This is a genomic window from Phyllobacterium sophorae, from assembly GCF_003010965.1.
Lineage (GTDB): Bacteria > Pseudomonadota > Alphaproteobacteria > Rhizobiales > Rhizobiaceae > Phyllobacterium > Phyllobacterium sophorae.
The window spans coordinates 64559-88159 of the sequence record NZ_PGGM01000007.1; the positions used below are offsets into that span (position 1 = coordinate 64559).

At 56.6% G+C, this 23601-nt stretch carries 28 protein-coding genes and 1 pseudogene; 18 read left to right on the plus strand and 11 right to left on the minus strand.

The genetic code is table 11. From position 1 onward, the window contains the following. The first annotated feature begins 78 nt into the window (after positions 1 to 78). Positions 79 to 279: a hypothetical protein gene (locus CU103_RS16085; protein ID WP_106665059.1), complete on the plus strand. Its 201-nt coding sequence runs from the start codon at positions 79 to 81 to the stop codon at positions 277 to 279. Here the strand turns inward: CU103_RS16085 and dprA are convergent. From dprA to CU103_RS16120, 7 genes are all read right to left on the minus strand, one after another. Continuing rightward, entirely contained in the window at positions 247 to 1377 is a 1131-nt protein-coding gene (gene dprA / locus CU103_RS16090; protein WP_106665060.1) for a DNA-processing protein DprA, read from the minus strand. The two genes, CU103_RS16085 and dprA, sit on opposite strands and share 33 nt — an antisense overlap. Beyond that, positions 1374 to 1988, minus strand: coding sequence for a glycerol-3-phosphate 1-O-acyltransferase PlsY (plsY, locus tag CU103_RS16095; protein WP_106665061.1), 615 nt, complete (start codon positions 1986 to 1988; stop codon positions 1374 to 1376). Before plsY ends, dprA begins: the two co-directional genes overlap by 4 nt. A gap of 20 nt (positions 1989 to 2008) precedes the next feature. Then, entirely contained in the window at positions 2009 to 3295 is a 1287-nt protein-coding gene (locus CU103_RS16100; protein ID WP_106665062.1) for a dihydroorotase, read from the minus strand. Continuing rightward, the gene (locus CU103_RS16105; RefSeq protein WP_106665063.1) at positions 3292 to 4257 is read right to left on the minus strand and encodes an aspartate carbamoyltransferase catalytic subunit; all 966 of its coding nucleotides are present in this window, start codon (positions 4255 to 4257) and stop codon (positions 3292 to 3294) included. Before CU103_RS16105 ends, CU103_RS16100 begins: the two co-directional genes overlap by 4 nt. A gap of 95 nt (positions 4258 to 4352) precedes the next feature. Further along, a complete protein-coding gene (locus tag CU103_RS16110) occupies positions 4353 to 5138 on the minus strand; it encodes an ABC transporter ATP-binding protein (RefSeq protein WP_106665064.1) in 786 nt (261 codons plus the stop codon). Then, positions 5135 to 5911: an ABC transporter permease gene (locus CU103_RS16115; RefSeq protein WP_106665065.1), complete on the minus strand. Its 777-nt coding sequence runs from the start codon at positions 5909 to 5911 to the stop codon at positions 5135 to 5137. Before CU103_RS16115 ends, CU103_RS16110 begins: the two co-directional genes overlap by 4 nt. A gap of 62 nt (positions 5912 to 5973) precedes the next feature. Further along, complete coding sequence (locus CU103_RS16120) at positions 5974 to 6921, minus strand: ABC transporter substrate-binding protein (RefSeq protein ID WP_106665066.1); 948 nt, start codon at positions 6919 to 6921, stop codon at positions 5974 to 5976. 290 nt (positions 6922 to 7211) lie between these two features. On the opposite strand from CU103_RS16120, the gene CU103_RS16125 reads away from it, so the two are divergent. Then, entirely contained in the window at positions 7212 to 8843 is a 1632-nt protein-coding gene (locus CU103_RS16125; RefSeq protein WP_162707094.1) for an acyl-CoA dehydrogenase family protein, read from the plus strand. Between the two features lie 291 nt (positions 8844 to 9134). Then, positions 9135 to 9458 carry a DUF6105 family protein gene (locus CU103_RS16130; protein ID WP_106665068.1) on the plus strand — a complete coding sequence of 108 codons (324 nt, stop codon included), beginning with the start codon at positions 9135 to 9137 and terminating at the stop codon, positions 9456 to 9458. Here the strand turns inward: CU103_RS16130 and ruvX are convergent. Next, positions 9422 to 9937 (minus strand): Holliday junction resolvase RuvX, encoded by a 516-nt coding sequence (ruvX, locus tag CU103_RS16135; RefSeq protein ID WP_210203774.1) that lies wholly within the window; start codon positions 9935 to 9937, stop codon positions 9422 to 9424. The two genes, CU103_RS16130 and ruvX, sit on opposite strands and share 37 nt — an antisense overlap. A 104-nt stretch (positions 9938 to 10041) precedes the next feature. On the opposite strand from ruvX, the gene CU103_RS16140 reads away from it, so the two are divergent. From CU103_RS16140 to CU103_RS16185, 10 genes are all read left to right on the plus strand, one after another. Then, a complete protein-coding gene (locus CU103_RS16140) occupies positions 10042 to 10746 on the plus strand; it encodes a metal-dependent hydrolase (RefSeq protein ID WP_106665069.1) in 705 nt (234 codons plus the stop codon). A gap of 57 nt (positions 10747 to 10803) precedes the next feature. Further along, complete coding sequence (locus tag CU103_RS16145) at positions 10804 to 12414, plus strand: hypothetical protein (protein ID WP_146147809.1); 1611 nt, start codon at positions 10804 to 10806, stop codon at positions 12412 to 12414. A 120-nt stretch (positions 12415 to 12534) separates the two neighbouring features. Beyond that, complete coding sequence (gene gatC, locus CU103_RS16150; RefSeq protein ID WP_106665071.1) at positions 12535 to 12822, plus strand: Asp-tRNA(Asn)/Glu-tRNA(Gln) amidotransferase subunit GatC; 288 nt, start codon at positions 12535 to 12537, stop codon at positions 12820 to 12822. An 8-nt stretch (positions 12823 to 12830) separates the two neighbouring features. Beyond that, complete coding sequence (locus tag CU103_RS16155; protein ID WP_106665072.1) at positions 12831 to 13313, plus strand: GNAT family N-acetyltransferase; 483 nt, start codon at positions 12831 to 12833, stop codon at positions 13311 to 13313. A gap of 12 nt (positions 13314 to 13325) precedes the next feature. Beyond that, the gene (gatA, locus tag CU103_RS16160; protein WP_106665073.1) at positions 13326 to 14807 is read left to right on the plus strand and encodes an Asp-tRNA(Asn)/Glu-tRNA(Gln) amidotransferase subunit GatA; all 1482 of its coding nucleotides are present in this window, start codon (positions 13326 to 13328) and stop codon (positions 14805 to 14807) included. Further along, complete coding sequence (locus CU103_RS16165; protein ID WP_106665074.1) at positions 14798 to 15277, plus strand: GNAT family N-acetyltransferase; 480 nt, start codon at positions 14798 to 14800, stop codon at positions 15275 to 15277. The genes gatA and CU103_RS16165 overlap by 10 nt, the downstream gene beginning before the upstream one ends. Before the next feature lie 2 nt (positions 15278 to 15279). Then, positions 15280 to 16074, plus strand: coding sequence for a YdcF family protein (locus tag CU103_RS16170; protein WP_106665075.1), 795 nt, complete (start codon positions 15280 to 15282; stop codon positions 16072 to 16074). Continuing rightward, a complete protein-coding gene (locus CU103_RS16175) occupies positions 16074 to 17252 on the plus strand; it encodes a BaiN/RdsA family NAD(P)/FAD-dependent oxidoreductase (protein ID WP_106665250.1) in 1179 nt (392 codons plus the stop codon). Before CU103_RS16170 ends, CU103_RS16175 begins: the two co-directional genes overlap by 1 nt. A gap of 85 nt (positions 17253 to 17337) precedes the next feature. Beyond that, a complete protein-coding gene (locus tag CU103_RS16180; protein WP_106665251.1) occupies positions 17338 to 17703 on the plus strand; it encodes a GFA family protein in 366 nt (121 codons plus the stop codon). 75 nt (positions 17704 to 17778) lie between these two features. Next, positions 17779 to 17958 (plus strand): flagellar FlbD family protein, encoded by a 180-nt coding sequence (locus CU103_RS16185; protein WP_106665076.1) that lies wholly within the window; start codon positions 17779 to 17781, stop codon positions 17956 to 17958. A gap of 18 nt (positions 17959 to 17976) precedes the next feature. Here CU103_RS16185 and CU103_RS16190 read toward each other — a convergent pair whose 3' ends face one another. Next, a complete protein-coding gene (locus tag CU103_RS16190) occupies positions 17977 to 18396 on the minus strand; it encodes a DUF2267 domain-containing protein (RefSeq protein WP_106665077.1) in 420 nt (139 codons plus the stop codon). 367 nt (positions 18397 to 18763) lie between these two features. Here CU103_RS16190 and CU103_RS32505 point away from each other — a divergent pair, with 367 nt between their 5' ends. Beyond that, positions 18764 to 18898, plus strand: coding sequence for a hypothetical protein (locus tag CU103_RS32505; RefSeq protein WP_280954602.1), 135 nt, complete (start codon positions 18764 to 18766; stop codon positions 18896 to 18898). Positions 18899 to 18933: 35 nt separating this feature from the next. Here the strand turns inward: CU103_RS32505 and CU103_RS16200 are convergent, their stop codons facing one another. After that, positions 18934 to 20466, minus strand: coding sequence for an acyl-CoA carboxylase subunit beta (locus CU103_RS16200; protein WP_106665079.1), 1533 nt, complete (start codon positions 20464 to 20466; stop codon positions 18934 to 18936). Positions 20467 to 20550: 84 nt separating this feature from the next. Here CU103_RS16200 and CU103_RS32065 point away from each other — a divergent pair. After that, a pseudogene (locus CU103_RS32065) lies at positions 20551 to 20828 on the plus strand (M48 family metalloprotease); the annotation flags it as partial. Positions 20829 to 20832: 4 nt separating this feature from the next. Here the strand turns inward: CU103_RS32065 and CU103_RS16210 are convergent. After that, positions 20833 to 21273, minus strand: coding sequence for a VOC family protein (locus tag CU103_RS16210; protein ID WP_106665080.1), 441 nt, complete (start codon positions 21271 to 21273; stop codon positions 20833 to 20835). Between the two features lie 268 nt (positions 21274 to 21541). Between CU103_RS16210 and CU103_RS16215 the strand changes: the two genes are divergently transcribed. The 3 genes from CU103_RS16215 to CU103_RS16225 are packed head-to-tail and all read left to right on the plus strand — an operon-like array spanning position 21542 to position 23385. Beyond that, positions 21542 to 22123, plus strand: a complete 582-nt coding sequence (locus CU103_RS16215) for a cold-shock protein (RefSeq protein WP_106665081.1) — start codon at positions 21542 to 21544, stop codon at positions 22121 to 22123. 8 nt (positions 22124 to 22131) lie between these two features. Then, positions 22132 to 22617, plus strand: a complete 486-nt coding sequence (locus tag CU103_RS16220) for a DUF192 domain-containing protein (protein ID WP_106665082.1) — start codon at positions 22132 to 22134, stop codon at positions 22615 to 22617. A gap of 12 nt (positions 22618 to 22629) precedes the next feature. Continuing rightward, a complete protein-coding gene (locus tag CU103_RS16225; protein WP_106665083.1) occupies positions 22630 to 23385 on the plus strand; it encodes an alpha/beta fold hydrolase in 756 nt (251 codons plus the stop codon). Positions 23386 to 23601 lie beyond the last annotated feature (216 nt).

A 23601-nucleotide genomic window follows, 5' to 3' on the forward strand; every position in this document is an offset into this window, starting at 1 on the left:
AAGTAGGCATAAATTAAGCAATTTCAGGTCAAAGTATAGCGCATATTTTCTATAAAAATTTATATTGAGGATGAAATTATGAGCGAGAGTCAAATCAATCGGATTGAAAGCGCAAGATTTATTCAGCAAATGCTGGGCGAGTTGCGCGCAATGGCCAAGACAAACCGGTTGGAGATGTTGGCCTATCTTATAGAGATCGCATATATTGAAAGCAGTGACCAGCTGCGCAAGGAAATTGGTGCTGGTTCAGGCATAAGTCAGCGAAACGTGTCCGCCTGAATGACGCTGCAAACGCCCGGCGAGATCAAGTTCGAGCAGAATCAGCATTACCATTGAGGGGTGCAATTCGCTGGTGCGGATCAGCTCATCGATTTCGACAGGAACGGGGCCGAGCAAGTTGACGATCCGGTCCCGATCAGTTTCATCGGGCGGATTGATGGCGGGGAAATCAGTCTCCGGCGCGAGAAAGGCAGGATCATCGAAGACCGGCCGTTCGACGAGCGGCGTCAGGGCCATCACTATGTCTTGAGTACACGTGGTCACGATCGCCCCGTTCTTCAGCAGCCCATTTGTGCCCTTCGCCCTTGGATCAAGCGGCGATCCGGGGACAGCAAAGACGAGACGGCCAAGTTCACCGGCGAGTCGTGCGCTGATCAGCGAGCCCGAGCGCTCGGCCGCTTCAACGACAACCAATCCCAATGACAGCGCAGCGATGATCCGGTTACGCCGGGGAAAATCCTTGGCGCGAGGTTCCCACCCAAATGGCATTTCACTGATGACTGCGCCATTCCGGTCACTTATTGCCCTGTAGAGATTGAGATTTTCTGGCGGGTAGGGCAGGTCGAGCCCTCCGGCCATGACTGCCACGGTTCCGTGATCGAGGCCCGCTTCATGGGCCGCGGTGTCTATTCCCCGAGCGAGGCCGGAAATAATGGAATATCCCGCTTCGCCAAGTTCCCGCGCAATTGTTCGCGCGAATTTGATACCGACCAGTGAGGCGTTCCGTGCACCCACAATGGCGACCGGCGGAAGCCGGAAAACCTCAGGATTCCCCTTCACCGCCACCAATGGCGGAGGGTTGTCGGACTGCCGGAGATACTGTGGGTAGTCCGGTTCGCCGATGCCTATGAAGACGGCACCCATTCGGCTGGCTACCTGCATCTCACGTTCAGCGTCTTCAAGACTTGCTATGCGGATAGGGCGTCCGGCACCACGTCTCACAAGTTCCGGCAGCATTTGCAAAGCGTCGCCGGCAGAGCCGCAATGGGCGATCAGGTCGCGAAACGTGGCGGGACCGACATTCTCGCTGCGGATCAATCTCAGCCAGCTCAGTCGCTGGCTGTCAGAAAGGCGTATGCCCTTCCTTTCTTCATTCATCCTTTGGCGCCGATCTTACCCTCGGTGCCGGAAACAAGCCGTTCAATGTTGGCTCGATGCTTGATGAAGACGATGATGGTCAGCACGAAGAAAAGTGCTGCGATCTGATGAACGCCGATAATATAAAGAGTAACCGGAACAATGACGGCCGCGACGAGGGCGGCAAGCGACGAATAGCGTGTCGTGTAGGCCACGATCAGCCAGACAGCGCCGAAGACCAACGCGCCCTGCCAGAACAGGCCGAGCAGCACGCCAAGATAGGTCGCAACGCCCTTACCGCCCTTGAACTTCAACCAGACCGGAAAGATGTGCCCGAGAAAAGCACCAAAGCCCGCGACGATTGCCGCTTCCGGGCTGACAATCCCGGCAATCAGCACCGCTGCAGTACCCTTCAGCATATCAAGCAGAAGCGTTGCCGCCGCCAGTTTCTTGTTGCCGGTGCGCAGAACATTGGTCGCGCCAATATTGCCGGAACCGATGCTGCGCACATCGCCCAGTCCGGCCATGCGGGTCAGAATCAGGCCAAAGGGGATCGAGCCGAGCATGTAGCCGAAAACGAGCGCAAACAGGAGAAGCGGAAATCCTGCTTGCCCATTGAAGAAATCCGACATGCATCGTCCCCTTGGTATTTTCAGATGGTGAAGACTGATTTTCCTGCAACAAATGTCTGAACAACGCGGCCTTGAAAACGCGCGCCCTCAAAACAGCTGTTCTTGGAACGCGACCGTAAATCTTCTTCGTTCACAACCCATGGTTCGTCAAGATCGACTATGGTCATATCCGCCTTCGAGCCCGGGCGTAAAGAACCTGCATCCAGGCCGAAAATCCTGGCTGGTGCGCTAGACATCGCCTCGACGATGCGGAGCAATGGAACGTCGCCGTTGTGATAGAGTCTGAGCGCGGCACCAAGCAATGTTTCAAGGCCGATGGCGCCTGCCGCCGCGTCGGCGAAGGGCAGGCGTTTCGTATCGACGTCTTGTGGATCGTGCGCGGACACAATGATGTCGATAGTGCCGTCGCGAAGCGCTTCCACCATGGCGAGGCGGTCTTCCTCGAGCCGCAGCGGCGGCTGCAGCCGGAAGAAGGTCCGGAATTCGCCAATGTCGTTTTCATTGAGCGAAAGGTGATTGATCGACACCCCGGCGGTGACGTTCAAACCGTTATGCTTGGCACGCGAAATGACCTCAGCCGACATGCCGGTCGAAATCTGTGCCGCGTGGTAGGCAGCCTGGGTCAGCGCGGCGAGCCGCATATCGCGCTCGAGCGGAATGACTTCGGCTTCGCGCGGCGTGCCGGAAAGGCCGAGCCAGCTGGCATAGAGGCCTTCGTTCATCACGCCGGTGATGCCGAGATGAGCATCCTGTGCCTCATGCGCCAGCACCACGCCGAAATCACGGGCGTAGGTGAGGGCGCGGCGCATGAGCTGCGTGTTGGCAATGGAGTTGCGGCCTTCGGTGATCGCAACGGCACCGGCTTCGCGGAGCAGTCCGATCTCGGTCATTTCCTCGCCAAGCAGCCCTTTGGTGACCGCCGCTGCCGGATAGACATTGACCACCGCCGTATCGCGCGCTGTGCGCATGACGAATTCGACGAGTGCCACGTTGTCGATGACGGGGTCGGTGTCCGGCATCATGATCATCGACGTGACACCGCCCGCGGCGGCTGCGTGGCTGGCGGAGGCGATGGTTTCGCGGTGTTCCGCGCCCGGTTCACCAATGAAGACGCGCGCATCGACCAGGCCGGGCAGGACCGCCTTGCCCTGGCAGTCAATGATGGTTGCCCCTTCGGGCACGCCCTGATTGCGGACATCGGCGCCGCTGGCGACGATCTTGTCTTGTCTGATGATCAGCGTACCGAGTTCATCAAGGTTGCGCGAGGGGTCGACGATGCGGGCATTCTGCAGAACGGTGGCGCTCATCCGGCAACTCCTTCCGCATTGCGGCGCGGATCGAGCAGCGCTTCCATGACCGCCATACGCACGGCTACACCCATCTCTACCTGTTCCTGGATGACACTCTGGACACCGTCCGCCACGTCCGAAGCGATCTCGACGCCGCGGTTCATCGGACCCGGGTGCATCACGATGGCGTCGGGCTTGGCGTATTTGAGTTTTTCCCGGTCGAGACCATGATAGCGGAAATATTCGCGCACCGAAGGAACGAAGGAGCCAGCCATGCGCTCGCGCTGCAGGCGCAGCATCATCACCACATCGGCGTCTTTCAGCCCGTCCTCCATCTTGTGGAAGACTTCGGCACCCATATGTGAAATGCCGGCCGGGAGCAGCGTGGAGGGGGCAACCACCCGCACGCGCGCGCCGAGCGCATTGAGCAAGATGATATTCGACCGCGCGACCCGGGAGTGCAAAACGTCGCCGCAGATAGCAACTGTCAGCCGCTCGACCTTGCCTTTGGCCCTGCGGATCGTCAGTGCATCGAGCAGCGCCTGTGTGGGGTGTTCATGCGCACCGTCGCCGGCATTGACCACGGAGCAGCCGACCTTTTGTGCCAGCAGAGCCGCGGCACCCGCCGAACCATGCCGGATGATCAAAATGTCCGGCCGCATGGCGTTGAGCGTCATGGCCGTGTCGATCAGCGTTTCGCCCTTCTTGACCGAAGAATTGCCCACCGACATGTTCATTACGTCGGCGCCAAGGCGTTTGCCGGCAAGCTCGAAGGATGATTGCGTTCGGGTCGAGGCTTCGAAGAACAGATTGATCTGGGTGCGGCCGCGCAAGGTGGCTTTTTTCTTCTCGGACTGGCGCGAAACCGCAATCTCGCTTTCGGCGAGGTCAAGCAGTTGAACAATGTCTTGAGGAGAAAGGCCCTTGATGCCAAGCAAGTGGCGGTGGGGAAACAGAAGGGGGGATGTTTCTGATGTCATATCAAGTCCCCCCTATAGGCTTCAACCCGCCGCCTCGCAAGCGCCGGGCACCATATCGCTACAAGTTTCCCAAGAAAAGATGGCTGAAACCGCTTCTAATGCACACCGGCCGCAAGAATGGCTTCGCTGCGGATTTCTTCGGTCAGTTTCAACCGCATCTGCGTGAACTCCGGACTGGCCTTCACCGTATAATGCCGTGGATGCGCGAGCGGTACCGGCATGATCGATTTGATCCGGCCGGGGCGGGCGGACATCGTGACAACACGCGACGCCATGAAGATTGCTTCTTCGATGTCGTGCGTGACGAAAATAACCGTTTTCTGTTCATGCTCCCAGATACCAAGCAGAAGCTCCTGCATCAGGCCGCGCGTCTGGTTGTCAAGCGCTCCGAACGGTTCATCCAGCAGCAGGATCTTTGGATTGTTCGCGAGAGCCCGGGCAATGGCCGTGCGCTGCTGCATTCCGCCAGAAAGCTGTTTCGGCCAATGGTTCTCGAAGCCCCTGAGGCCGACCTTGTCGATATAGGAGGCAACGATTTCACGTTTTTCCTTTTCGGCGACACCGCGCTCCCGCAGTCCGAAGCCGATATTCTGCTCGATGGTCAGCCACGGAAACAGCGTATAGGACTGGAAGACGACGCCGCGATCCGCACCGGGGCCTTTGACCTCCTGGCCATCCAGGGTGACGGAACCGCTTGTCGGCCGGTCGAGGCCGGCGACGATGCGAAGAAGCGTGGATTTTCCGCAGCCCGACGGACCGAGGATCGAGACAAAATCATTGTGCGGAACCGTGAGATCGGTGGGCTGTAGCGCCTGCGTGGGCTGTCCGCCGTGCACCCCCGGGAAAATGCGGCTGACGCCCTTGATGACAAGTGTACTCATGCCAGTCTCCAGGCGAAAAGCCAGCGATTGACCGATTTGAACAGGAAGTCCGAAATCAATCCGATGACGCCGATGACGATAATGCCGAAGATGATCTGGCCGGTTGCCAGCAGCGCCTGACTGTTGATGATCATATAGCCGATACCGGAGGAGGCTCCGATCATTTCCGCGACGATCACGTAGGTCCAGGCCCAGCCGAGCACGAGGCGCAGCGTTTCCGCAACGTCAGGCGCATTGGCCGGTATGAGCACGCGCTTGATGATGCCGCGATCATTGGCGCCAAGCGTATAGGCCGCTTCGACAAGATCGCGCCGTGTATTGGCAACGGCAACCGCCACCATGAGGACGATCTGGAACACGGCGCCGATGAAAATCACGAGCAGTTTCTGCATTTCGCCAATGCCTGCCCAGAGAATAAGCAGGGGAATGAAGGCCGAGGCCGGCAGATAGCGCGCAAAGGACACGAAAGGTTCAAGCAGTGCCTCGACAGGTTTGTAGGCGCCCATGGCGATGCCGAGTGGAACGGCGATGATCGCTGCAATGACAAAACCGCCGACGACGCGCCAGATCGTCATGCCGATGTCGTAGAGAAAGTTCTGTTCCGAGAGCAGGAACCAGCCGTCGCGCACCATCGTCAGGGGATCGGCGAGGAATGTGCTTGAGACGAAGCCGCCAAAGGTCGCAAGCGACCATGCGCCAATGAAGGCGATGAAAAACACGATACCGAGCAGGATTCGTGCCTGAGCCCCAATGGGCTGGAGAGGGTGAAACATGAATTTCCCGATACAATTGACAAGGGAGAACGCAAGAAGAGGATGCGTTCTCCCAAAAGAAATTACTTTATGAAGCTGGTATCGACGATTGCCGCTAGATCAGGCTTCTTCTTGATGATGCCGATTTCCAGAAGCAGATCAGCAGCTTCCCCGGAGAACTCCATGAATTCCTTGTCGAAGAAGACCTGGTTGGCGGCTTTATCCTGCCAGCGCAGATACTGCGCCGACTCACCGAACGTCTTGGCGGATTGTTTCACATCGGCCCCCATGATCTCATAAGCCTTCTCCTTGTCGGCGGCGATCATTTCGAGCGATTCGAAATAACTCTTGGCGAGTGCTTTCGCGGCCTCGGGATTCTTTTCAAGGAACGCGTTGGTGCAGCCGAACGTATCCATCACCACCGGATAATCGAGTGTCGTGGCGATGATCTTGCCCTTGTCCGGCGCAGCACGCACTGTTGAAAGATAAGGCTCATACGTCATCGCCGCGTCGTTCTGTCCGGCTACGAAAGCCTGGGCCGCCGGCCCCGGTTCCAGATTGACGACCTTGACGTCCTTCAATGTCAGCCCGTTCTTTTTGAGCATCCATGCCAGAACGAAATAGGGCGACGTACCCGGCGCCGAAGCGGCGACTGATTTGCCCTTGAGATCGGCAATCTTGGTGACATCACTGCGCACAACCATGCCATCGGCACCGTAGGATTTGTCCATCTGGAAAATCTGCTTGGTCCCGACGCCATTCGCATTCCAGGCGATCCACGTCTCGACGGTTGTCGCCGCGCACTGCACGTCGCCCGATGCCAGCGCCAGATGGCGGCTGGCCTGCGGAATCTTGGTCAAAGTGACATCAAGACCGTTCTTCTTGAAAATATCGGCCTGCTTAGCCAGTGTCAGCGGCCCAAAGCCAGTCCAGCCGGAAAGGCCGATCGACACGGCGGTGTCTGCTGAGGACGGCGAAACGGAAGCCATGACTGCGGCAAGTGCCGCGCCGAGATACCATTTGATTTTCATGTTTGGAGAACCCCTTTGTTCATTTTTTTGGCAGGACGACAATGGATGAATATATGAGCATGATAGGCTGGCGGTTTTTCTTTTGTCTAGACATAATCGAGGTGTAAATTGCAACCTGAGACATTTTGCATCGGTCAACCGGTTGCGTTAGAAAGCATGCCATGTGGGACCAGTTAACGGCTTGTCAGAACCTTCATCCCATAAATAACGCGACTCACGGTCACTATGCTGTTCAGGCTCCGTGATCGGCGGCATTGTGCAGACTTAAAAATTTGAATCAGGACAGTTTCTTGAAAACCCATGACGTTCTCAACCAGACGCCCCCGATGATCGGCCTCAATGCCTATCTGGGTGATCCGCTGTTGATGCAGATCACCAAGCGGTTTCCGCAGGGTATACGTACCGAACTGGAGCAGAGCGGGCGCTTCGTTCTTTCCGGCGACGCGCAGGATCTCGCGAGGCTGGCAAATACGGAAACGCCGAAACTTCGCACCCATGACCGTCAGGGCCGCCGAATCGACGTCGTCGACTATCATCCGGCCTACCACGCGCTGATGCGCCGCTCGGTCGGGCAGGGACTCCATTCCTCTATCTGGGAGGATGGCAAACCGGAGGCCGGATTGCGCCATCAATCCCGTGCCGCACGGTTCTATCTGGCAGCCCAGCTGGAATGCGGGCATCTTTGTCCGCTGACCATGACGAGCGCGTCGCTGGCGGCTCTTATGGCGGCGCCTAATCTTTACCGCGAGTGGTCGCCGCTGATCCTGCCGCGCAAATATGATTCCAGTAACAGATCACCGGCGAAGAAGACTGGCCTGACCCTCGGCATGGGAATGACCGAGAAGCAGGGTGGCACCGATGTTCATACGAATACGACACGAGCTGAACCCGCCGGAAGTGGCTTTTACCGGATCACCGGCCACAAATGGTTCATGTCCGCGCCGATGTCCGATGCTTTTCTCGTCCTGGCGCAGGCGCGGGAAGGATTGTCGTGTTTTCTCGTGCCACGCATTCTTCCCGACGGCTCGTCGAATGGTTTCCGCTTCCAGCGCCTGAAAGACAAGCTCGGTAATCGTTCGAATGCTTCTTCGGAAGTCGAGTTCGACAATGCGCTCGGTCAAATGGTCGGCAATCCGGGCGATGGGGTCAAGACGATCATCGACATGGTGACCCTGACCCGCCTCGACTGCGCGATTGCTTCATCAGGCTTGATGCGGGCGGGCCTCGCCGAAGCGGTACATCATGCGCGCCATCGCATTGCTTTCGAGAGCCCGTTGATTGACAAGCCGCTGATGTTGCGGGTTCTGGCCGACATGTCTCTGGACGTGGCCGGAGCCACCGCACTGGCGCTTCGTCTTGCACGCGCTTTCGACAATGCCGCGAAGGATCGCGGTGAAGCGGCTTTCGCGCGCGTCATGACACCTGTCGTCAAATATTGGGTGGCAAAGATTGCGCCTGCAATGCTTTATGAAGCCATGGAGTGCCTCGGCGGCAACGGTTACATTGAAGAAGGCAATCTGGCCCGGTTCTATCGTGAAGCGCCGGTCAACGCGATTTGGGAAGGTTCGGGCAATGTCATGGCGCTCGATGTGCTGCGTGTGCTGAAGCGTGGCCCGCAGTTGTTTGATGACGTTTTGAACTGGATCGGGGCCCAATTGGGACGCGGCGGGCAGGGTACCGTCGAAGTCTTGCGTGCCGCCATGCGCGTTGCGGAAAACGATGAGGGCGCGGCGCGAATCTTGACCGAGCAGCTGGCACTGGCAGCGGCCGGGGCTGAATTGCGGCACCTCCAGTCCGAAGATATCGCCGACGCCTTCATTGAGACGCGACTCGGAGGTCAGTGGCGCACGACTTACGGCATGCTTGATGCGCGCCACAATGCCAAAAATATCGTCAACTCGTTATATCCGCCAGCTAACTGAGCTGACGCCTCCTCCAGGGCAGTCCATTTGACCTTCCACGCAGTGCACGCACCGCGTGCATTGCGTCGTCTTGTCAAAAAATCCCGATGACACAGCAAAAAAATGCACAAGCAGCCGGAATGGGGGCTCGCTAATACCTTCAATTTGAATTAAATTTTCGTAAATTAACCTTAACAAACGGTTTACGTTGCGGTGAATTTCTTAAACGATATCACTACAACACGAAAATGCACTGCAAAAACGCAGGGTTAAGAAAAAATGATTAGGCCATTCCAAGCGAGGAGAAACTGAATGCGCAGCTTCCTGATTTTCTGGGCGGGACCGCTGGGCTTCTTGTGGGGATGGTATTTTCTCTCCTATTACGACCTGAGCATGGGCATGTATTTTTTCAGCCGCGACATGCATGACCTGGTTTTCAGGATTTACGGCAATGCGCTGGGCATCGCGCCGGAGAGTATTCCACCATTGGTTGCACGGGCATGCATCTTCGATACTGGCTTGGTCTTGTCGCTGATCGCTTTCCGCCGCCGGAAGAAAATTCTTGCCTGGGTTAGGGCGTGGCGGGCGGCCCGAGTTGCTTATGGAAAGGAACTGCCGTCAGTATCCGTTTCCTGACGCAGGCTTTGCAGGCGGTCCAACGCGCCTTGCAGAATGAAGGCGGCCGCCGCTGAATCGATGCGCTCGGCACGTTTTTGCCTCGATACATCCATGCCGATCAGAACCCGTTCCGCTGCAACGGTTGACAGGCGTTCATCCCAATAGACGAACGGCAGATCGGTGAGCTTTTCCATGTTTCGGACGAATGCGCGGGTTGCCTGAACACGCGGCCCCTCGCTGCCATCCATGTTCACCGGCAATCCGATGACGATGGCACCAACATTCTCGGCATTCAATGCTTTCAACAAATCCTGCGCGTCATGGGTGAATTTCCGGCGTTTCAATACCGGACGCGGATTCGCGAAGGAAAATCCGCGATCGGAAATGGCGATACCGATCGTTTTCGTGCCGAGGTCGAGACCGGCCACGGTCTTGCCCTCCGCCACATGATCTTCCAACTGTTCAATCGTCAGTACCGTCAATTTGATGTTTTCCATACTTGAAATGCCGGTTGATAGATCGCTTTAATCCACAACATCTGTCACATAGCCGCTCTAAACGCCTGTGGCGAGCATTCACTTGTTATTGAAGGGATAAGGACATGAAAATCACATGGCTCGGCCATTCGGCCTTCCGGATCGAAACAGCGAAAAGCACGATCCTGATCGACCCCTTTCTCAAAGGAAATCCGGGCGCAAAAGGCGTGGACTTCAAGGAAGCAGCAAAGGGCGTGAGCCACATTGTCTTGACTCACGGCCATGGCGATCATGTCGGCGATACAGTTGAGCTCTCCAAGGATACCGGTGCGCTGGTTACAGGCAATGCGGACTTGGTGACCTGGCTCGCGAACCGCGGCGTTGCCCGCGTCGATCCCACCAACACCGGTGGGACGGTTTCTTATGATGGTTTCACTGTAACCTATGTCAACGCGCTGCATTCGTCCGCATTCATGACCGAGGATGGCGTTTCGCATTCATTGGGCAGCGCCAATGGCGTTGTGCTTCACTTCGACGATGAACCGACACTCTATCACATGGGCGATACGGACATATTCTCGGACATGGCACTAATCAACGAGCTGCACCAGCCGGAAATCGGTATCGTGCCGATCGGTGACCGCTTTACGATGGGCGGCGCCGTCGCAGCTCTTGCTGCGCGCCGTTATTTCAAATTTGCGAAGGCCATTCCCTGCCATTACGGCTCATTCCCGATCATCGATCAAACAGCAGACAAGTTTATCGCCGCGATGGAAGACGGCGCGAGTGAAGTTATTGTCGCCAGGACAAATGAGGGTTTTACGGTTTGATGCAGGCTTGCTAAAGCAGCTTTGCTTAAGAAAAACATAGATATCCTGGAGAGCGATGTGCGTAGACTGCTTCTGATTTCCTGCGCGATGGCCGCGACGACACCTGCCTTGGCACAAACGATTGACACAAAGGGTGCGAAAGAGCTCGCGGAAACGCTGTCAAAATACGTCGGTAAGACGGCTATCGAAAAGAAGATCATCGATGTCCGTCCGGAAGGAGATGGCTATCGCGTCACATTCAGCTCGGGAAAGCTGCTCGAATCGCTGCCTAAACAGGAATACTTCAAGGGTGATTTCGGCGAATACAGCCTGCTGACCAAACCGCTCGTTGACGGAACGTGGAACGTTGCATCCACGATCATGCCTTCCGGCTCGGTTGAAATGACGACGCCGAATGGACCTGAATCTGTTCAATGGTCGGTCGACAATGCCAGCATGAACGGAATATTCGACCCGAAGATTGGCGCATTCTCCAATGCGTCGTTCTCCTACGGCTCATTCAAGATGAAGTCGACCAGTCCGACACAGGATATGGAAGCAAGTGCGAATTCAGCCAAAGGCGAAATGATTGCGTCGGCGGCAGCGGGTGGCGTTGATTTCAGCAATGTTCAATCCGCGTCCGATTTTCGGGAAACGATGATCATCAAGACGCCTCCACCGGCCGATGACGCGGCGACAGACGGTGGCATTGCTACGGTACCAGCTGCTCCAGCCGATCCGCTGAAGGTGGTCGTTCGGGGCGGCGAACTCGGAGTCTATGCTGAAGGCAAGGGGTTCCGCAACCTTCAACTCCTCGACCTATGGGCTTTCTTCATTGCTCACTCAGACCAAAAGTCGCTGAAGGATTCGGAGCAGGCCGAGCTGAAGTCCAAGCTTCTCGCGGCGCTGCCGCTTTGGGACAAGCTTTCCGGCGCCTATCGGTTTGCCGATCTGGATGTTGAAACGCCGCTTGGACTTTTCGCTGCAAAAAGCATTTCGCAGGAACTGAAATTCGACGGCATCAGCACGAGCGGCGAATACCATTATGCGTTGCGCACCAACGGCTTGAAATATCCGTCTCTGCCAATACCGGAATGGAGCGTGCAATTCCTGCCGACGGACGTGGAACTGGCACTCGGCACCACGGGGATCGATCTCGATACGGTGACCAGGGCGGCGATCGCTGACATGGACCTGAACCGGGACAAAGCCTTCTCCGAAGAGTTCGAAGCAAGCACTGCTGCCGCATTCATGATGAACCCGCCAAAGGTGGTTATCGACAAGAGCCTGATCAGGACGGCGGATGCGGAACTGACTGTCGAGGGTGAAGTGTCATTCACGGCAATGAAGCCGGAAAGCCGCACCACATGGGAAATGACGGGTTTCGATGCCGCTCTCGACCGTCTGACAAAGGCTTCCGAGCAGGAACCGGAAATCAAGAACTATATTGTCTTCATCAAGCTCGCCAAGGATTTCGGTACGCAACTGCCGAACGGCCATATCCAGTGGATTGTCGACCAGAAGGCCGATGGCTCGGTGAATATCAACGGCAATCCGGTCAAGGGACCCGATCCGGTTGTCGAACCCGGCAACGATGAGACGCTGGATGGCGGAGCGCCGCTGGATGACGGGGAGGACGACGAAGGCATGGACGATGGCATTGTGGTGACGCCGCCTGCACCACAGTAAGGAAGGCTCGTTCAAACACGCTTCCAACCATGTTTGCTCAACATACCCGTCTTGTCCGTTGCGCTTGGCTGCAACGGACACTATAGCTCTTTGATCAAAACTTGAATTTCAGGAATCCGTATGTCTGTCGATATTTCTACCGTCAAGCGTGTAGCGCATCTTGCCCGTATCGCTGTAAGCGAAGACGATGCGACACGCATGACAAGCCAGTTGAATGCCATTCTTGGCTTCGTCGAACAGCTGAACGAGGTGAATGTCGAGGGTGTCGAACCGATGACCTCGGTTACGCCCATGGCGATGAAGAAGCGCGAGGATGTGGTCAATGACGGCAGCAAGGCGGCCGATATCGTTGCCAATGCTCCAATCCACGAGGAGAATTTCTTCGTGGTCCCGAAAGTCGTGGAGTAGGCGCAGCGATGGCTATTTCGGTTGCCGTTGAAACGCCGCTTCAGGATGATGTGCGCGCATTGGTCGACGATCTGAACGACCATCTCCTGCCGCTTTCTCCCATCGAGTTTCAGTTCAAGATGACTGTTGAACAGATGGCAGGTGACGACACCACGGTTTTCGTGGCGCGCGATGAAGACGGACATGCTGTCGGCTGCGGGGCTCTCAAGGAGCACGGCGATGGGGTCGGCGAAGTCAAGCGCATGTTTACCCGCCCCACGGTACGCGGCCAGCGTGTAGGCTCTGCCTTGCTCGACGCGATTACCAGCCTTGCGAAAGATAAGGGCGTCACGCGCCTTGTACTCGAGACCGGCACTGGGCCGGGTTTCGCGGATGCGTATCGCCTTTATGAGCGTTCCGGCTTTACTCGCTGCGGCGTGCTCCTCGACTATCCGGATTCCGAACACAGTGCATTTTACGAAAAGCGGCTTGCCCTCGCGCCAGCCCAATAAACAGGACTTGATATGACCGATCTGACCGCTCTCACCATTGCCGAGGCGCGCGACCAGCTGAAAGCGAAGGCGATCACCGCTACCGAGCTGACCGGCGCCTATATCCAGGCGATCGAGAACGCAAACGAGGCACTCAACGCCTATGTGGTGACCACGCCTGACAAGGCGCTACAGATGGCGAAAGCCTCCGATGCACGTCTTGCCTCCAGTAATGCCGGCGCCCTGGAAGGCATTCCCCTTGGCATCAAGGACCTGTTCGGTACAGAAGGTGTCCATACCCAGGCGTGCTCTCACATCCTCGATGGTTTCAAACCGCATTATGAATCCACCGTCACCGCAAATTTGTGGGCGGATGGCGCTGTCATGCTCGGCAAGCTCAACATGGACGAGTTCGCCATGGGCTCATCCAATGAAAGCTCCTACTACGGCCCGGTGAAAAACCCCTGGCGCGCCAAGGGCTCCAACACCGATCTGGTGCCCGGCGGCTCGTCCGGCGGCTCGGCTGCTGCCGTCGCCGCACGGCTTTGTGCCGGCGCGACTGCAACCGATACCGGCGGTTCGATCCGCCAGCCTGCGGCCTTCACCGGCACGGTCGGCATCAAGCCGACCTATGGCCGCTGTTCGCGCTGGGGCATCGTTGCCTTCGCATCCTCGCTGGATCAGGCCGGACCGATCGCCCGCGACGTGCGCGATGCGGCGATCCTGCTGAAATCGATGGCATCGGTCGATGCGAAAGATACGACGTCGGTGGATATCGCTGTTCCCGACTACGAGGCCGCGATCGGCAAGCCGCTCGCCGGTCTCAAGATTGGCATTCCGAAGGAATACCGTGTCGAGGGCATGCCGGAAGACATCGAAAAACTGTGGCAGCAGGGCATTGCCTGGCTAAAGGACGCCGGGGCCTCGATCGTCGATATCTCGCTGCCGCACACGAAATACGCACTGCCGGCCTATTACATTGTCGCTCCGGCGGAAGCCTCATCCAACCTCGCCCGCTATGATGGCGTTCGCTATGGCTTGCGTGTTCCAGGCAGGGACATCGTCGACATGTACGAGAAGACCCGCGCCACAGGATTTGGCGATGAGGTCAAGCGCCGCATCATGATCGGCACCTATGTTCTGTCCGCCGGTTACTATGACGCGTACTACCTTCAGGCGCAGAAAGTACGCACGCTGATCAAGAAGGATTTCGAAGACGTCTTCAATGCGGGCGTCGACGCAATCCTGACGCCAGCCACGCCTTCCGCGGCATTTGGTGTTGCGGATCAGGATATGGCCGCGGATCCAGTGAAAATGTATCTGAACGACATATTCACCGTAACCGTGAACATGGCCGGGCTGCCGGGCATAGCTGTTCCGGCAGGCCTCGATGCGCGAGGGCTGCCGCTGGGGCTGCAGCTCATCGGCCGGCCCTTCGACGAAGAAACGCTGTTCCAGACCGCCTATGTGATCGAACAGGCCGCAGGCAAGTTCAACGCGCCGAAATGGTGGTAATCAGGCGCGCAAGAGCAGCCGACATTGCAGCTATCGCTGCGGTCGGCTCTCGTGCATGGGCGTCCAACATCTTTTCGTTCGAGCCGGAATTGCCGGGCATGCGCGCGCATGTGGAGAAGGCATTCCTCACATTTGCCCAAGCTTTCTTCGCCGACGTGCAGGTGGCCGAGATTGAAGAAGCCATTGTCGGCTGGGGCGCGAGGGATGAAGATAATGACTACATCTCCGATCTGTGGGTAGAGCCCGCCGTGCAGGGGCAGGGCATAGGCACGTCACTGCTGCGCGCTTTGAAGCTGGCTGTAGCGGAAGCCGGCTATACCCATGCCCGCATCAGTACCCACGCCCGCAATGTTGGCGCCATACGGCTCTATGAGCGCGAGGGTTTCAGAATCGTCGAGCAGGGACCCGAGTGGTCGACAAGCCTGGAGCGTGAAATCGACAAGGTGAAGATGCTGGCGGAGCTCGGCTGAACATGTTCTTCTATCTTTCGAAAATCTTCTGGTTTTTTGCCCAGCCGCTTAATTTTTCGATCCTGTTGATGGGGCTGACATTTATCGCGCTAATCTTTGCCTGGCGTCGCACGGCAATGCTCACGGCGGCCTGCGCCTTCCTCATCCTTGGTCTCGGCGCGTGGACATCGCTGGGCGCTATCCTCATGCACCCGCTCGAGGATCGCTTTCAGCGCCCGGCTTCTTTGCCGGAGAGGGTCGACGGGATCGTCGTTCTGGGCGGCGGCTTCGAGGCCGGAATCAATCTCGTGCGCGGAGGTTACGAGCTGAATTCCAGCGGAGACCGTTTTGTCGAGGCAGCAATTCTCGGAGCACGTCATCCGGAAGCGAAGGTCGTGGTTACTGGTGGAGCCGGGACGATAATCCTTGAGGGTGAGGCAGATGGCACAACGGCACCGAAATTGTTGACCCGTCTTGGTATCGGCCCCGAGCGGCTCATCCTCGAAAGCCAGTCGCGTAACACCTATGAAAATGCGGTTTTCACGAAGGAGATCGTCAATGCCAAGCCGGGCGAGACCTGGCTGCTTGTCACCTCGGCCTTTCATATGCCACGCTCCGTTGGCCTCTTCCGCAAAGCTGGTTTTGATGTCGTGCCGTGGCCGTCGGATTACCGCACATCGGGCAGGGAAACGATTGGCATCGCACAGGACAATCCGCAGGATTCCCTGCAAAACACGTCAATGGCGCTTCGGGAGTGGATGGGCCTGTTTGTTTACTGGATGACTGGTCGCATCGATCAGCTGTTGCCATCGCCATGATCAGACAGGTGGACGTTCTTATTATTGGCGCCGGCGCGGCAGGCATGATGTGCGCAATTGAAGCCGGAAAACGTGGACGGTCGGTCATCATCGTTGATCATGCAGCCGCCCCAGGCGAGAAGATCCGCATATCCGGCGGCGGGCGCTGCAATTTCACCAATCTCAACGCGGCACCGCAAAACTATATCAGCAGTAATCCGCATTTCTGCATTTCGGCACTGCGCCGTTACACCCAGCGCGATTTTATAGGCCTTGTCGATCGCTACGGTATCGCGTGGCATGAAAAGACACTCGGCCAGCTTTTCTGCGATGGATCGGCGAAACAGATTATCGACCTGCTCGTCACGGAAATGAACCGGGCCGGGGTGGAACTGCGCCTGCGCACGACCGCGGACGCGATCGAGAGGTCGGCCGAGGGGTACGTGGTCGATTTGGCCGGTGAGCACGTAAGATGCGCTTCTCTGGTGGTTGCATGCGGCGGGAAATCAATCCCGAAAATGGGTGCGACTGGCTTTGGCTACGATATTGCCCGGCAATTCGGGCTCAAGCTCACCGAGACACGGCCCGCGCTGGTCCCGCTGACCTTTGACGACAATACGCTCGCTCCGCTGAAGCCGCTGTCCGGCATCTCGGTCGATGCGGTGGTCAGCCACGGAAAGACGAAGTTTATGGAGGCCATGCTGTTTACCCATCGCGGTCTCAGCGGACCATCGATCCTGCAGATTTCATCCTTTTGGCGAGAGGGTGATACGATCTCAGTCGCTATGCTTCCTGGCGTAAAGGTATTCGATGCCCTGCGCGCAGCGCGAACCCGCAACGGGAGGCAGGCATTGCAAACGGCGCTCGGCGAACTGCTGCCGAAACGGCTAGCGCAATTGATTGCCGAAAGCAGCAGGATCGAAGGGCATCTGGCGGACCTTTCGGACAAACAGCTGCATGCCGTGGAAAAAGCCGTCAACGATTGGCAGGTGAAGCCTGCTGGAAGCGAAGGCTACCGAACGGCCGAGGTCACGCTTGGCGGTGTCGATACGGACGGTCTCAATCAAAAAACCATGGAAGCCAAATCCGTGAAGGGGTTGTATTTTATAGGTGAAGTCGTCGACGTAACCGGTTGGCTTGGCGGCTATAATTTCCAATGGGCGTGGTCGTCCGGCTGGGTGGCCGGTCAGGCAGTTTGAGGCCCTGGGATGAAATGCTCCTGACCGTTTTTGTCAGGAGATGTCATGTATGAATCATCCCGCCAAAGCTTACAGGGAGGAAACAATGACAATTCTGGCGAGCTGCCATTGCGGGGCGATCAAGTTTGAAGTGAGCGAAGCGCCTGCGAGCGTAACTGTCTGCACATGCACGTTTTGCACCAAGCGTGGCGCGTTGTGGGCATATTATACGCCTGCTCAGGTGAACCTGGCGGTTACGCCAGAAGCTGATGCCATCTACTCGCGCAATGGCATGAACAAACATCACCACTGCAATGTCTGTGGCTGCGGTACGTTTTCCGAGGTTCCGACCTGGACCGACTACAAGCCGGATTTCGACAATCCGCGCATCAGCGTCAATGTGCGGCTGTTCGACGATTTCGGTATTGCGTCGGTGCCCGTCGAGACCATCGACGGAAGGAATCTCTGGTAACGGCCGGCAAGTGATTGCTTGATTGAGAGAATCCTGCTTCCCTGACATTCGGAGTCAAACAGGGAGGTAGAGCCAATGTGGATCAAGCTGACCGATGTGAATGGCGATCACATCACTCTCAATTTCAGTCACGTTGTCTCATTCAACCCTTATGGCACTGGCACGCATATTGTGACGACAACTGCCGGTCTCACTTTTTTCGTCAAGGAAACCCACGAGGAGATCCAGAGAAAAGTGGGAATCACAACGAGCTAGCAAGGCGCAGCCCGTCTTTCATCGCTGAGGCCAAAGTGGCTGCAATACTTTTGGCAATTGCGCGTAGATGGCCTTCGCGCGGTGGGTATCCAGTTTCTCGGCAAGCACCACAAGCACATCACGTACGATTCTCTTTGGCGGATTGTGATGTGCCGTTAAGCTTCGATAGACTTCATCCGCCAGCGCCTGTTCGGACGCGAGCGATTGTGCAGTGTCCGGCCGCCAACCTTCAATGAACAATCCTCGTGGCAATGGCGGCAGCGCGTCGGCAAACGCAAGAACCTGCTCGGTCTCCATATATTGTCGTAATCCATGCAGGACGCCGCGCATATAAGCATAGCTTTGATTGTGCGTTTCGAGCATGGCTCGTGCCTTGAGCGCCATCAGCCATTCCTGAAATTGTTTTGAAGCATGCACGATTTCGAATGGTTGCGTCATCGCTCTCCTCCTCAAATCCAGGAAATATCCTGAACATAGGTTGGACCCGCCGAATTTTTGTGCGGATTTTTACTGTGTTGAAGCAAGATTATTACGCATCGAGGCGATTTTCGGAACCGAATAGCCATTATTATTCATTGGTAAGGAACCTATTCGCAATTCATTGGTTTTATTCAAATATGGGACAAAATTCGATACAAATAGTGATTTGTTAAATCGGTTTAGTTTTCATACAAGAGTGCAGTGCACACGGAATATAAACGTATGCAGGTCAAGGATTACTCTTCTGAAGAGTGGTTTAGAGTGGAGGTATCAAAGAATGATAACAATAAATAAAGATACATCGTCATCAAATGAAACAAATGTATTGAAAATCGCACAAGTGGCCAAGGCAAAGGCAGCTCTTATCAAGGGAGCGGCAAAACTGACCGAGCCGTGCGACAAGCGCACGATTTCCCAGATTTTGCGGGATTCCAATGGCGGATTTAGCTTCCGCCGCTGAACCAATCAGTTCTTCTTTTCAATCGAGTTGCTCTTCTAGAGCGGTATATTGTCGTGTTTCTTCCACGGGTTTTCGAGATCCTTATTGCGCAACATGCGCAGGGCTCTCGAGACCCGTTTGCGCGTTGAGTGGGGCATTATGACCTCGTCGACGTAACCGCGCTCAGCGGCGACAAACGGCGACAGGAAACGATCCTCATAGCGCCTGGTGTATTCCGCAATCTTCTCCGCGTCGCCTATATCCTTGCGATAGATGATTTCGACCGCGCCTTTGGCACCCATCACCGCGATCTGTGCCGAAGGCCAGGCGTAATTGAGGTCGCCGCGCAGATGTTTTGATGCCATCACGTCATAGGCGCCGCCATAGGCTTTGCGGGTAATTACGGTGATCTTCGGTACGGTTGCCTCCGCATACGCGAAGAGCAGCTTGGCACCGTGCTTGATCAGCCCGCCATATTCTTGCGCGGTGCCGGGAAGGAACCCTGGCACATCGACAAAGGTGACGATAGGTATATTGAAACAATCGCAGAATCGGACAAACCGCGCCGCCTTGCGTGAGGCATCACTATCGAGAACACCTGCAAGCACCATGGGTTGATTACCAACGATCCCAACGGTCCGGCCTTCGACGCGCCCGAAGCCCACGACGATATTTTTGGCGAAACTCTCCTGAATTTCGAAGAAATCGCCTTCGTCGACGGTCTTTCTGATCAGTTCCTTGATGTCATAGGGCTTGTTGGCGTTGTCAGGCACCAGACGGTCAAGCGAATAATCGAGCTCGTCTGTCGACTGATAGCATTCGATTTCAGGGATGCCGGCAGTATTGGATGCGGGCAGGAAATCGATCAGGCGGCGCATCTGCAAGAGTGCGGCGACATCATTGTCATAGGCGCCGTCCGCAATCGATGACCTGGTAGTATGGATCGAGGCGCCGCCCAGCTGCTCGGCAGTCACCGTTTCATTGGTTACGGTTTTGACCACGTCCGGGCCTGTGACGAACATGTAGGACGTATCACGGACCATGAAGATGAAATCGGTCATCGCGGGGGAATAGACGTCACCCCCGGCACAGGGGCCCATGATCACCGAGATCTGCGGAATAACGCCGGAAGCCAGGACATTGCGCTGGAAGATCTCGGCATAACCGCCAAGCGCGGCAACCCCTTCCTGAATGCGGGCGCCGCCTGCATCGTAGAGGCCGACGACGGGTGCACGGTTGCGCAGCGCCATATCCTGAATCTTCTGCACCTTTTCCGCATGGGCTTCAGACAGCGATCCACCGAAAACCGTAAAATCCTTGGCGAAGACGAAGACCGTGCGGCCGTTGATCGTGCCCCAGCCGGTCACAACGCCGTCACCGGCAAATTTCGTCTCTTCCATGCCGAAATCGGTCGAGCGGTGTTCAACGAACGTGTCGAATTCCTCGAATGAACCCTCGTCGAGAAAGATGTCGATACGTTCGCGCGCCGTCAGCTTGCCGCGCTTGTGCTGCGCTTCGATCCGCACCTTGCCGCCGCCTTCGCGGGCAATGGTTCTGCGGCGTTCAAGCTCGATGAGCACATCCTTCATGGCATCCTCCTCATTTTGTCATTTCTGATATCAGGAGAGGGAAGCGCTTGGAAGCAGCTTTATCCACCATCAAGAACGCGTATCGATACAGAGTTGCTGCTTGGGGTACTGGCGCATGAGATTGGCCATGTTGAACTGGAGCATAGTCTCAGGCAGTTTTTTATCGCTCGGTCGGTGCTGCGGCCTGATCATGCTGATTGGCGGCGACATCGGCAAGGGCATGGAGGATATCCTCGTGCAGGGCGGCGGGTTGTTGGCCCTTTCTTACTCACGAGCCCAGGAGGCTCGCTACGCATCCTGGCACACCCGAGCGCCGCAAAGCGGTGCACGAGTACGCGCAGGAGTTGCAGTCAGCGAACTGAACTTTTACCAGACGCCGGTATTCGGCATCGAGAGCCATGGCTCCTGCGGCGGCAGCGGCGATCCCTTCTGCAGAATCTCGATCGAAATGCCGTCGGGTGAGCGGACGAAGGCCATGTTGCCGTCGCGGGGCGGGCGGTTGATCACAACGCCCTTATCCTGCAGCTTCTGGCAGGTCGCGTAGATGTTGTCGACGACATAAGCGAGGTGACCAAAATTGCGCCCGCCGGTATATTCCTCCGGGTCCCAATTATAGGTCAATTCAAGCTCCGGAGCCCGTTCTGCGGCCGATCGGCCCTTGTCTTCCGAGGCTGCGAGGAAGATGAGTGTGAACCGGCCTTTTTCGTTTTCCGTGCGGCGGACTTCTTCCAGACCGAACTTGTTGCAATAGAAATCCAGCGATTCATCGATGTCGCGGATACGGACCATTGTGTGAAGATAGCGCATCTTTTGCCCTTGGTTTCTTTTCACGGGATTGAGAGGGGTGGCATTGGACCCTGTCGATGGGTTACGAACCGCCCCGCATTTCGTAGCACTTAATATTTAGCTTCACAAACTTGTGGTTTAAGCCAGCAAACGCCGTTGCGGATAAACACCAGTTTTACGTGTAGTTTTCAACAAAACTACCAGATGATACTTGCTCTATGGCCTTGGTCAGGTGTTATTCTTCGGCAAGAGAATCAGTGTTTCTTGCAGGAGAGGAGGGGCTCGCTTCATGTCAGACAGACCAGTATCAGCCCAGCATTCCCCCGATGACGAAAGTTTGAGCGACGGACTGGACCTCATCGAGGTCTCCGGGGCGATCAAATGGTTCGATGTGGCCAAGGGTTATGGCTTCATCATTCCCGACAATACTGATCTTCCTGATATCCTACTCCATGTTACATGCTTGCGGCGCGACGGCTTTCAGACCGCACTCGAAGGCGCGCGGGTAATCTGCGAAGTGAAGCAGGGCGAGCGCGGCATGCAATGTTTCCATGTCAAGTCCATGGACAACTCCACGGCGGTCCATCCGACGGAAATGCCGCCCGTGCGGACGCACGTCACGGTTACGCCATCGAGCGGGCTTGAACGGGTCCTCGTCAAGTGGTTCAACCGCACCAAAGGCTTCGGCTTCCTGACGCGCGGTGAGGGGACAGAGGATATCTTTATCCATATGGAGACGCTTCGCCATTTTGGACTGACGGAATTGCGGCCGGGGCAGGTCGTGCTGATCCGTTTCGGTCACGGTGAAAAAGGTCTGATGGCCTCCGAAATTCATCCCGATATCGGCACGCAGCTGCCGTCGTCCCACTGATACTTTCGATGCGCCGCCTGACGTCATTTCTGGCCGGTCTTGCAATTATTCTAATCGCTGCTGTTCCGGCGCTGGCGCTCGATCAGGCGCCAATGCACCTTCCCATTGATGCCGCGCCGTTGACCGTCAACACCGCCAAAGGCGATGTGCCTTTTCGCGTGGAGATTGCCGAGACCAACGAGGAACGCGAGCGCGGCCTCATGTTTCGCACCGATCTGAAGGACAATAGCGCCATGCTATTCGTTTTCGATGCGACCCGTCCGGTTACGATGTGGATGGAGAACACACCCTCCGCACTCGATATGTTGTTTCTGGATGACAATGGCCGAATTTCCGCCATCCGCGAAAATGCGGTGCCATTTTCCCGTGACGTCATCTCTTCAGGTGAACCCGTCCGGTTCGTTGTCGAGGTAAAGGCGGGCACGGCGCGGCGCCTCGGCTTGACAATCGGTGACAAGGTGCGGCATCCCGCTATTGAAGCGATTGGTCACTGACGGACCCTAACCATGCAATTCTTCGATAATGACGGACTGAAACTCGCTTATCTGGATGAAGGCGAGGGTGAACCCATCCTGCTCATCCATGGCTTTGCCTCATCGGCATTCTACAATTGGGTGCAGCCCGGCTGGATACCGACGCTGACTGCGGCCGGGTACCGGACCATTGCGATCGACAATCGCGGTCATGGTCAATCGGACAAGCCGCACGACAAGTCGGTCTACACCCCGACCCTGATGGCGGGTGATGCCGCTGCTCTGCTCGACCACCTTGGCATCCGGACCGCCCATGTCATGGGCTATTCCATGGGCGCCCGCATTAGTGCATTCCTGGCGCTGCAACATCCCGACCGTGTTCACGACCTGGTTTTCGGTGGCCTCGGCATCGGCATGGTTGAAGGAGCCGGCGACTGGTCGCCCATTGCCGAAGCGCTCATGGCGGATGATCCGGACGCGATAAGCCACCCGCGCGGCAAGATGTTCCGCATGTTTGCCGACAAGACCAAGAGCGACAAGGTTGCGCTGGCCGCTTGTGTGATCACGTCAAAGGAAGAGATCAGCGCGGCAAATATGGCGCGCATAGTCCAGCCGGCGCTGGTGGCGGTGGGGACGAAGGACGACATCGGCGGAGATCCCCATCGGCTTGCGGGCTTGATGCCGCATGGCGAAGCAATCGACATCCCCAACCGTGACCACATGCTCGCCGTTGGCGACAAGGTCTTCAAACACGCTGTTCTGGATTTCCTCAGGCGCCATCCGCTGTGAGCAAATAACCGCCAATCGCGATCTGACACTTGCGATGGAACATGATTAACCGCCTGTTCGTTTCTTGCAGGATGGTACAGCATGAGGTATGGCGGCACAGCAATGCGACCATGACAATCAGGCAAATCGAATGTTGCATCAAAATTTCTTGGCCGGGGCCTCTGGAAATTGGAGTGTCAAGAAATCATTTTTGCCGTATGTTAAGATGCAGAGCAC